Origin of the sequence: Ruegeria sp. HKCCE4148 (genome assembly GCF_017872495.1) — a bacterium.
Taxonomy (GTDB): domain Bacteria; phylum Pseudomonadota; class Alphaproteobacteria; order Rhodobacterales; family Rhodobacteraceae; genus Ruegeria.
In genome coordinates this window covers 17,184-26,188 of sequence record NZ_JAEDOS010000016.1, presented here as the reverse complement: position 1 = coordinate 26,188, position 9,005 = coordinate 17,184, and the positions used below count along the sequence as shown (strand labels likewise).

The window sequence follows — 9,005 nt, the reverse complement described above, 5'->3', positions numbered from 1 at the left end:
GCGTTCGCAAACGCTTTTGGTTTTACTCTGCTGGCGACCAATCAGAGCCCGGGTCATACTCTTGGATATCCGCAGCGCGTTCGAGCGTGTCAGGACCCAAGTCCGCCTCGAAAATGATCCCGTTCTCACCCACAAGAAACGAATGAATTCCGGTCTCGCCATACTCAGAAGGAACGGCAAGCAGCGCATGACCTGCTACAAAATGATCCCCAACAAAGTAAGAATACGCACCACCCGGAGCACTGGGTCCCTGCCCCTGAAGGATTGTGTAGTAATAACCCAGGAAGGGTTCAGGTTCGTGGTCCTCTTCTCCGTCACTCCACCCAGAGGCCACCGCTCGTGCGAGCGCCGCGCCGACAAAGCTGTCTTCCTCAGGCCAGAACAAACCGTCCTTCACGCCCGGGTCGGAAATGATGTTGCGCGCGAATTCCATCACGCCGTCGCCATTATGGTCGGCCAAACGGAACGCGGCCTGAAGATCGACATAAGCATCAAGCAATTCCATCACTTCCAGCTCATTCAAGCCAATCTCGCGGGCCGAAACTTCTTCGATGCCAGCTTCGAGGTCAAAGTGCCATTCCTCACCGGCCCGAGAAATCGGGATCGGGAAGGGCCAACTGTCTTCCCCCAGCAAAACGACAACACCGTGCTCGTCCGGCTGGAAACGATAGCCCTCGGCATACATGCCAAGCACTTCCTCTCGTCTGGCGCGGTCTTCTTCGGGGTCGCCGGTTGCAAGCAAGTCTTCGGCCTCAGCCCCAAACACATCCAGCAACTGATTCCGATCATCCGACTTCAGAGCACCGACAAACGCATCCAACGCCGCTTGCGGGCTATTGTATCGGGCACCCTCGGATGCCGCTGTGCTCGCCGTGATCAAAAGAATGGCAGAAGAAACTATGAAATTTCGCATCTTATCTCCTCCGCTTTCCCTTGGCCGCGTGCCCGCGTTTTGACGCGCTGTGGGTTCGCTTGCCGGACGCTTTCTTTTGCATGGCTTTCCCTTTGGCCGCAGGTTTTTTCTGCTGAACTGCTGCCCTTTGGGCCTGAGGTTTCTTGGCGGTCTTGGCGTTGCTTTTAACCGGCTTCTTGGCGGCACCAGAGGATTGCTTGGTTCTGTCCACAGCCTTCTGTTTCGCGGCGGCTCTGTCAGTGTCGACATTACCCCGATTGACCTTGGGCAATTGCTTATCATTGCCGCGGTTGGCCAGTGCACCACCCGCAATCGCCCCGGCGCCCGCCCCGGCCGCCAATGCCGCAGCGCCCGAGCCGTCCCGACTTATGTCGGCAGCCCCGGATTCTCTGCTGAGCTTTGAGCGCAACTCATCTGTGCGGCCATTTGGCCGGTCAACGGGCAATGTTCCGGCACCGCCACCAGTGCGTTTATGATCGGCGATTTTGTTCCGCGCTTGTTGCTGACGGTTCGTATCAGGCTTCCATTCAACATCTTTGCGATTAATGTTGTTACCGATATTGACGTTACCATCGACGTCTATGTCGATATTCGGGTTTCTGTAGATCGGGCCACCGCCCCATCCACCGCAGTTTCGGCACCCCCAATAATCGTACCAATCATCGTCATCGTCAAAAATCTCGTCAATCAACGCCACGGTGCCAAAGGTCAGCAGAGCGGCCCCAACGACGTCACCCGTTGATGGCCCGGTGTACACCGTGGCAGGATCATATTGCGGAACATAAACTGTTTCCGTGTTGGTCGGTGTGATGACGACGGTTTCATCCTCTTCAACCTCAACCGTTTGTTCCGGGCCGGACACCAGTGCACCGCTATCGATTGCCTGATCCCGCATCACCTGGACGGCATCCATCACATCGTCAGATTGGGCCAGCATCGCTGTTCCCATCGTTTCGGTCCAGTCGACATGTGTCGCCATTTGCCCAACGATCTCGGGGAACGCTGTTGCAAGCACGCTGACGGACGGGTCCCAGCCCATCGCTTCGATTTCAGGCTCAAGCTCAGCCGGATCTCGGTCTGCATTGTCGATCAGAAAACGCTCGGCCTTCACAATCTCCAGCGGCTGGGTCGAGGCGACAAGTATCTGGATGAGCAGAGTATCCGGGTACAATGCAACCGGCGCGACCAGAGTTTGCAGCTCTGCGTCGGTCAGAAGGTCCGTTGTTTCTTGCGACGCCGCCTCGGTCGTTTCATCTGTGGTTTCCTGCGCGAAAAGCGCAGTGCTTGCGCAAAACAGGGGCGCAAAAATCAGATATCTAAACATATAGCGATCCTTCAATTTCTTTGAGGATCGCCCAAGTTCATGATTCTGGCAACAAATCTCGGAATTTGGCCCAAAGCCAAAAACCAAAAAGCCCCCGCGTCCGGGACGCAGGGGCCAGTTATTCGAAAGCAGGGCTTTCTTATTCTTCGTCTGCAGCCTCTTCGGCGGCGACGCGGGCTTTGTCGGCTGCGCCTTTGGCGTCGATGTCACGATCAACAAACTCGATGATCGCCATCGGGGCCATGTCGCCATAGCGGAAGCCAGCTTTCAGGATGCGGACATAACCGCCCTGACGCTCGGCGTAGCGGGGGCCCAGAACTTCGAACAGCTTCGCGACGTCTTTGTCTTCTTTCAGCTGTGATGCGGCCTGACGGCGGGCGTGCAGGTCGCCGCGCTTGCCCAGAGTGACCAGCTTTTCGATGATCGGGCGCAGTTCTTTTGCCTTGGGCAGAGTTGTCTTGATTTGCTCATGCTCGATGAGCGAGCCAGCCATGTTCGCAAACAGAGCCTTGCGGTGTTCATGAGTACGGTTCAGGCGGCGGTAACCACGTGCGTGACGCATTTTTCAATTCCTATCTTGCGTTTTGCTTTGTCTGGCCGGCGATGCGTGTCACCGGCTCTCCTTGGGGCATCATCGCCCAGACAGTCCCCGGAAAGCCGGGCATTGGGAAGACGCGCTTAGAACGCGTCTTCGAATTTCTTGGCCAGATCTTCGATGTTGTCGGGCGGCCAATCTTCGACATCCATGCCGAGGTGCAGGCCCATGCCGGACAGCACTTCTTTGATCTCGTTCAGCGACTTGCGGCCGAAGTTCGGTGTGCGCAGCATCTCGGCTTCGGTTTTCTGGATCAGATCGCCGATGTAAACGATGTTGTCGTTCTTCAGGCAGTTTGCCGAACGGACCGACAGCTCCAGCTCGTCCACTTTCTTCAGCAGCAGCGGGTTGAACTCCAGACCATCGTCCTCGTCCTGACGGCTCGCCGATTCCGGCTCGTCGAAGTTGACGAAGATCGACAGCTGATCCTGCAGAATGCGAGCGGCAAAGGCCAACGCGTCTTCAGGTGTGATCGAACCATCGGTTTCGATCTTCAGGGTCAGCTTGTCATAGTCCAGAACCTGACCTTCACGGGTCGGCTGAACGTCATAGGCGACCTTTTTGACCGGCGAATAGATCGCGTCGATCGGGATCAGACCGATAGGTGCGTCTTCGGGCTTGTTCTTCTCAGCCGAAACATAGCCTTTGCCGGTGTTGACGGTCAGTTCCATGAACAGATCGGCGCCATCATCCAGGTGACAGATGACGTGATCGCGGTTCAGAACCTCGATGCCAGCGCTTTCGCTGATGTCACCCGCAGTGACAATTGCCGGGCCTTTGGCATTGATCGACAGGCGCTTAGGGCCTTCGACTTCCATGCGAAGAGCAACCTGCTTGAGGTTCAGAATGATATCGGTAACGTCTTCACGAACACCTGCGACCGAGGAAAACTCGTGCAGGACGTTGTCGATCTGAACGCTGGTGATGGCCGCACCTTGCAGCGAGCTCATCAGAACGCGGCGCAGGGCGTTGCCCAGAGTCAGACCAAAGCCACGCTCCAGCGGTTCGGCAACCAGGGTCGCCTGGCGTGCGGGATCGTTGCCCGGCTTGGCTTCCAGCTGAGTCGGCTTGATCAATTCTGCCCAATTCTTGTGGATCATGTAATCCCTCCATTCCTGTCCGCGCCCCATGACCAACAAGGTGCAGACGCCCGAGGTTCAAAATGACGTGCTGGGGCCGTGCAAAAACACAGCCCCAGCTCAATTCAAAATCGCTTAGACGCGACGACGCTTCGGCGGACGGCAGCCGTTGTGAGCAATCGGGGTCACGTCGCGGATCGACGTGATGTTGAAGCCCACTGCAGCCAGCGCGCGCAGAGCCGATTCACGACCCGAACCGGGGCCCTGAACTTCGACTTCCAGCGTCTTGACGCCATGTTCCTGCGCCTTTTTGCCTGCATCTTCTGCAGCCATCTGAGCGGCGTAGGGGGTCGATTTCCGCGATCCTTTGAAACCCATGGTACCGGCAGACGACCACGAAATGGCGTTGCCCTGTACGTCCGAGATCAGGATCTTGGTGTTGTTGAAGGTCGAGTTCACATGGGCAACGCCCGATGCGATGTTCTTACGCTCTTTGCGTTTAACGCGAGTCTTATCACGTGCCATCAGTCAGACCCTCCCTTATTTCTTCTTACCAGCGATGGCCTTTGCGGGGCCTTTGCGGGTACGAGCGTTGGTGTGGGTGCGCTGACCGCGAACCGGCAGGTTGCGGCGGTGACGCAGACCGCGATAGCAGCCCAGGTCCATCAGGCGCTTGACGTTCATCTGAACTTCACGACGCAAATCACCTTCGACGGTGTAGTTGGCGTCGATGTGTTCGCGGATGGCCAGAACTTCGGCGTCGGACAGTTCATTGACGCGACGAGTCGCTTCAATGCCCACGGCTTCGCAGATTGCTTTGGCCGAAGTGTTGCCGATACCGGTGATATATGTGAGGGCGATTGGTACCCGCTTTGCAGTCGGGATGTTTACGCCGGCAATACGTGCCACGTGTCACTTTCCTTTTCGTTGCGGTTCCGTAACTCCAGAACCTTTTTTCACAACGCTTGACCGTGGCAGTGTCGCCAGAGGGTCCAGCATTATTCGAGGTGGTCGGGGCGTTTGGGACGAATCCCTCACGCAGACTTGATTCCCTTTAGGGATGGGGGTCGATATGGGCTTTTGGTGGGGCCGTCAAGCCCCAACCTGAAGTCAGCCGAGAATAGCCTCAATAGAGGCGGTCACTTCTTTGATCTCGGCCAGGCCATTGACCGGGCGCAGATCGCCTTTGGCATAGTAATACCCGATCAGCGGCGAGGTCTTTTTGTAGTATTCCATCAGGCGCGTGCGCAGGCTGTCTTCGTTGTCGTCTGCGCGGCGCTGGAAATCGTTTTCCTTGCCACAATTGGTACATTTGCCGTCGGCCGGGATCGGCTTGGTGATATCGTTGTAAACCTCACCACAACCACCACAGGTCGAACGCGCAGTGATCCGCTGCACCAAGGCTTCGTCATCCACACGCATCTCGATCACTGTGTGCAAGGACTGGCCCAGCTTGGTCAGCAATGCCGACAGGGCATCGGCCTGAGCCAGCGTGCGCGGGAAGCCGTCAAAAATGAAACCAGCACCGGTTTCAGTTGTCAGCTTCTCTTCGATCAGGCCGATCACGATTTCGTCTGTGACCAGCTTGCCCGCATCCATGATCGCCGCAACCTTCTGGCCCATCTCGGTGCCCGAGGTTTTGGCTTCGCGCAACATGTCGCCGGTGCTCAGCTGCACCATGCCGCGTGTTTCAACCAGGTGACGCGCCTGCGTCCCTTTACCAGCGCCCGGAGGGCCAAGAAGAATGATGTTCATCGACGAGCGGGTCCCTTCCTGCCGCGTTTCTTGCTCTTACCGCGCAGTTGTGACTTTTCGATCAGCCCTTCGTATTGATGCGCCAGCAAATGGCTCTGCACCTGTTGGATCGTGTCCATAGTCACAGAGACGATAATCAGAACAGAGGTGCCGCCAAAATAGAACGGGATGGCGAACTGGTTCCGCAGAATCTCGGGCAGCAGGCAAACCGCTGCCAGATAGGCTGAACCCAGAACCAGCACGCGGTTGACCACGTATTCCAGATACTCGGCGGTCTTCTTACCCGGGCGGATACCCGGTACAAAACCGTTTTGCTTTTTCAGATTGTCCGCAACATCATCGGGTTTGAACGCCACGTTGAACGTGTAGAAATATGCAAAGAACACGATCATCGACGCAAAGAACAGCAGATACAGCGGCTGTCCGGGGCCAAAGTTGGCCAGCATCCACGACATGATCGGTCCGTTTGTAGCACCCGCCGAGAAGGTCGAGATTGTCACCGGCAGCAACAGCAACGAGCTGGCAAAGATTGCAGGGATCACGCCTGCCGGGTTGACTTTGACCGGAAGGTGGCTGGATCCGCCCTCATAGACTTTCATCCCGGCCTGACGGCGCGGGTACTGGATGTGAACCTTGCGCAGCGCGCGCTCCATGAACACCACGAAGGTAATCACGGCGATGACCATCACGATCACCCCAACGATCACTGCAGGGCTGATTGCACCCGAACGACCCGAAGCAAAGAACTGTGCCAGTGCTGCCGGAACCTCAGCAATGATGCCCACAAAGATGATCAGCGAGATACCATTGCCGATGCCGCGCGCGGTGATCTGTTCACCCAGCCACATCAGGAACATGGTGCCGCCAACAAGAGTAATCATGGTCGACATGCGGAAGAACAGCCCCGGATCTGTCGCCAAATCACCAGCTTCAAGCGAAACCGCCAGACCATAGGCCTGTACAGTGGCCAAGGCCACGGTACCGAACCGGGTGTACTGGTTGATCTTCTTGCGGCCCTGCTCGCCCTCTTTCTTGAGTTGTTCAAGCGCGGGAACCATGGATGTCAGCAGCTGCACGATGATCGAGGCCGAGATATAGGGCATAATGCCGAGGGCAAAGATACCCATCCGCCCCAGCGCACCGCCGGTGAACATCGAAACCATGCCGCCGATGCCTTGCCCCGCCTGCTCCATGAACTCGCGCAGCGCCTGCCCGTCAATCCCCGGCACCGGAATAAAAGTGCCTAGGCGATAGACGATCAGCAAACCCAGCGTGAACAGGATGCGGTTGCGCAGATCGGTGGCTTTGCCCAGAGCAGCCCAGCTTGTATTGGCTGCCATTTGTTCTGCTGCTGATACCATAAATCGGTCTCTCTTATGCAAACGCCGCCCGGAACCGTTTTCCGGCTCGGACGGCGTCTTGGAAAACTCTGAGGTCTATGTAAGCGGGTCTTGGCCCACTCACAAGCGATTACTCTGCCGCAGCAGCTTTTGTGACCTTCAGTGAACCGCCCGCTTTTTCAACTGCCTCAACGGCAGACTTCGAAGCACCGGTTACTTCCAGGTTCACTTTGGCGCTGATTTCGCCTTTGGCCAGAACGCGGATACCGTCCAGCTTGCGGCGGACCAGACCGGACGCAACCAAAGCGTCTTCGGTGATCGCAGCCGAAGCGTCCAGCTTGCCGGCTTCGACAAACTTCTGGATCAGGCCCAGGTTAACAACGGCGAATGCCTTGCGGTTCGGCTTGCTGAAGCCACGCTTGGGCAGACGCTGGTACAATGGCATCTGACCGCCTTCGTAGCCATTGATGGCCACACCCGAGCGGGATTTCTGGCCTTTGATACCACGACCACCCATTTTACCTTTGCCAGAACCCGGACCACGGCCAACGCGAGTGCGTTTAGGTGCGGCGCCTGGATTGTCGCGCAATTCGTTCAGTTTCATTTCGCTTCTCCTAAGCCGGATATGACCCCCGAAGCGTGATGGGCCAAACACGGCATTTCTTGGTTTTGATTCTCATGGCGGAAAGCCACCGCAGGCGTATAGGCCCGATGGCCAAGCTTGGCAAGTCTGTAGATTGCCGTCCGCTCTGCGGCGCAGTCAAAGGTACCCGAACCAGACTGTAAACTGCTCCCAAAAGGGCGACCTCGCCGGTTTCTAACCGTTATTTGAGCACGAATTCCACCAACTTTGGCAGAAACCCCTTGCCATACCGGAGTGGTAGTCTATCGGGATGCCTGTAAACACCAGACTGGCAGGCGCATGACTCACCCTTCTCACTCGCTTCGGGACAAGCCGGAGACAACCGCCGCACGTGACTGGGTAACAACGCTTGCCAAATATCGCGAACCGGACCAACTGCGAAGCACGTTCGAGTTGGGCGTCAGCATTGTTCCCTTCTTCGCGCTTTGGGCGTTGTCCTGGATGTCGCTGTCTGTCAGCTATTGGCTGGCCTTTGCGATTTCCGTGCTCAATGCGGCCTTTCTGCTGCGCCTTTTTGCCATCCAGCATGATTGCGGACACGGCGCGTTCTTCAAGAACCGGACGGTCAGTGACTGGATCGGGCGCGGAATCGGCGTTCTGACCCTGACACCTTATGATGTCTGGCGTCGCACGCATTCCACGCATCACAACAGCTCGGGCAATCTGGGCAAGCGCGGGATGGGCGATATCCACACCCTGACTGTGGCCGAGTATCAAGCCAAAACGCCAATGAACCGGTTCTGGTATCGCGTCTATCGGAATCCGATCACCCTGTTCGTGTTTGGCCCCGGCTATCTGTTTCTGTTTCAGAACCGCCTACCCTTGGGCCTGACCGACAGCGTCAGGTTCTGGGTCAGCGCCATGGCCACCAATGTCGCCATACTGGCCATATTACTGACGGTCTATTATTTTGGCGGCCTGATGCCGATGCTGCTGATCTTCCTGCCCTCAACCCTGATTGCCGCAGCCGCCGGAGTATGGCTGTTCTACGTGCAGCACCAGTTCGAGGACACACATTGGGAGTCGGATGAGAACTGGCAGCTGCACGAAGCGGCGCTGCACGGAAGCTCTCATTATATATTGCCGTCGGTCTTGCAGTGGTTCACCGCCAATATCGGCATCCACCACGTGCATCACCTCTACAGCCGTATTCCCTTTTATCGCCTGCCCGAAGTGCTGCGCGATCATGATGAGCTGGCCAACAGCAACCGGATGACCATCCGCGAAAGCCTCGCCAACGCACGGCTGCATCTGTGGGATGAGCAAAGCCGCCGCCTGCTGTCCTTCGCCGAGGCGAGGGCGCTTTATGGGTGAGGGGTTCCGTGGCCAGCTGGTTCGTCGGAAAGACGCCAAGAA

Annotated in this window: 10 protein-coding genes; 1 reads left to right on the top strand and 9 read right to left on the bottom strand. The window is 57.1% G+C overall.

The window, feature by feature from the left end; genetic code table 11:
* Positions 1–22 precede the first annotated feature (22 nt).
* The 9 genes from I9187_RS21200 to rplO form a co-directional block, all read right to left on the bottom strand.
* Positions 23–913, bottom strand: a complete 891-nt coding sequence (locus tag I9187_RS21200; RefSeq protein WP_171181629.1) for a DUF2950 family protein — start codon at positions 911–913, stop codon at positions 23–25.
* 1 nt (position 914) lies between these two features.
* On the bottom strand, positions 915–2,237 hold the full coding sequence (locus I9187_RS21195) for a DUF3300 domain-containing protein (protein ID WP_171181626.1): 1,323 nt from the start codon (positions 2,235–2,237) through the stop codon (positions 915–917).
* Between the two features lie 139 nt (positions 2,238–2,376).
* Entirely contained in the window at positions 2,377–2,799 is a 423-nt protein-coding gene (gene rplQ, locus I9187_RS21190; RefSeq protein ID WP_171181624.1) for a 50S ribosomal protein L17, read from the bottom strand.
* 116 nt (positions 2,800–2,915) lie between these two features.
* Positions 2,916–3,932, bottom strand: a complete 1,017-nt coding sequence (locus I9187_RS21185) for a DNA-directed RNA polymerase subunit alpha (protein WP_050605850.1) — start codon at positions 3,930–3,932, stop codon at positions 2,916–2,918.
* Between the two features lie 114 nt (positions 3,933–4,046).
* Positions 4,047–4,436 carry a 30S ribosomal protein S11 gene (gene rpsK, locus I9187_RS21180; protein ID WP_008757289.1) on the bottom strand — a complete coding sequence of 130 codons (390 nt, stop codon included), beginning with the start codon at positions 4,434–4,436 and terminating at the stop codon, positions 4,047–4,049.
* A gap of 15 nt (positions 4,437–4,451) precedes the next feature.
* A complete protein-coding gene (gene rpsM, locus I9187_RS21175) occupies positions 4,452–4,820 on the bottom strand; it encodes a 30S ribosomal protein S13 (protein WP_170328762.1) in 369 nt (122 codons plus the stop codon).
* Between the two features lie 201 nt (positions 4,821–5,021).
* Positions 5,022–5,666: an adenylate kinase gene (locus I9187_RS21170; RefSeq protein WP_171181622.1), complete on the bottom strand. Its 645-nt coding sequence runs from the start codon at positions 5,664–5,666 to the stop codon at positions 5,022–5,024.
* Positions 5,663–7,027: a preprotein translocase subunit SecY gene (gene secY / locus I9187_RS21165; protein WP_171181620.1), complete on the bottom strand. Its 1,365-nt coding sequence runs from the start codon at positions 7,025–7,027 to the stop codon at positions 5,663–5,665. Before secY ends, I9187_RS21170 begins: the two co-directional genes overlap by 4 nt.
* A gap of 109 nt (positions 7,028–7,136) precedes the next feature.
* A complete protein-coding gene (gene rplO / locus I9187_RS21160; protein ID WP_171091991.1) occupies positions 7,137–7,610 on the bottom strand; it encodes a 50S ribosomal protein L15 in 474 nt (157 codons plus the stop codon).
* A 318-nt stretch (positions 7,611–7,928) separates the two neighbouring features.
* Here rplO and I9187_RS21155 point away from each other — a divergent pair, with 318 nt between their 5' ends.
* A complete protein-coding gene (locus I9187_RS21155; protein WP_171181618.1) occupies positions 7,929–8,963 on the top strand; it encodes a fatty acid desaturase in 1,035 nt (344 codons plus the stop codon).
* Positions 8,964–9,005 lie beyond the last annotated feature (42 nt).

Excerpts from the sequence above, each read along its gene's own strand:
- secY (WP_171181620.1), bottom strand. The coding sequence starts at position 7,027 with ATGGTATCAGCAGCAGAACAAATGGCAGCCAATACAAGCTGGGCTGCT.
- rpsK (WP_008757289.1), bottom strand. The coding sequence starts at position 4,436 with ATGGCACGTGATAAGACTCGCGTTAAACGCAAAGAGCGTAAGAACATC.
- rplQ (WP_171181624.1), bottom strand. The coding sequence starts at position 2,799 with ATGCGTCACGCACGTGGTTACCGCCGCCTGAACCGTACTCATGAACAC.
- rplO (WP_171091991.1), bottom strand. The coding sequence starts at position 7,610 with ATGAAACTGAACGAATTGCGCGACAATCCAGGCGCCGCACCTAAACGC.
- I9187_RS21200 (WP_171181629.1), bottom strand. The coding sequence starts at position 913 with ATGCGAAATTTCATAGTTTCTTCTGCCATTCTTTTGATCACGGCGAGC.
- I9187_RS21170 (WP_171181622.1), bottom strand. The coding sequence starts at position 5,666 with ATGAACATCATTCTTCTTGGCCCTCCGGGCGCTGGTAAAGGGACGCAG.
- I9187_RS21155 (WP_171181618.1), top strand. The coding sequence starts at position 7,929 with ATGACTCACCCTTCTCACTCGCTTCGGGACAAGCCGGAGACAACCGCC.
- I9187_RS21195 (WP_171181626.1), bottom strand. The coding sequence starts at position 2,237 with ATGTTTAGATATCTGATTTTTGCGCCCCTGTTTTGCGCAAGCACTGCG.
- I9187_RS21185 (WP_050605850.1), bottom strand. The coding sequence starts at position 3,932 with ATGATCCACAAGAATTGGGCAGAATTGATCAAGCCGACTCAGCTGGAA.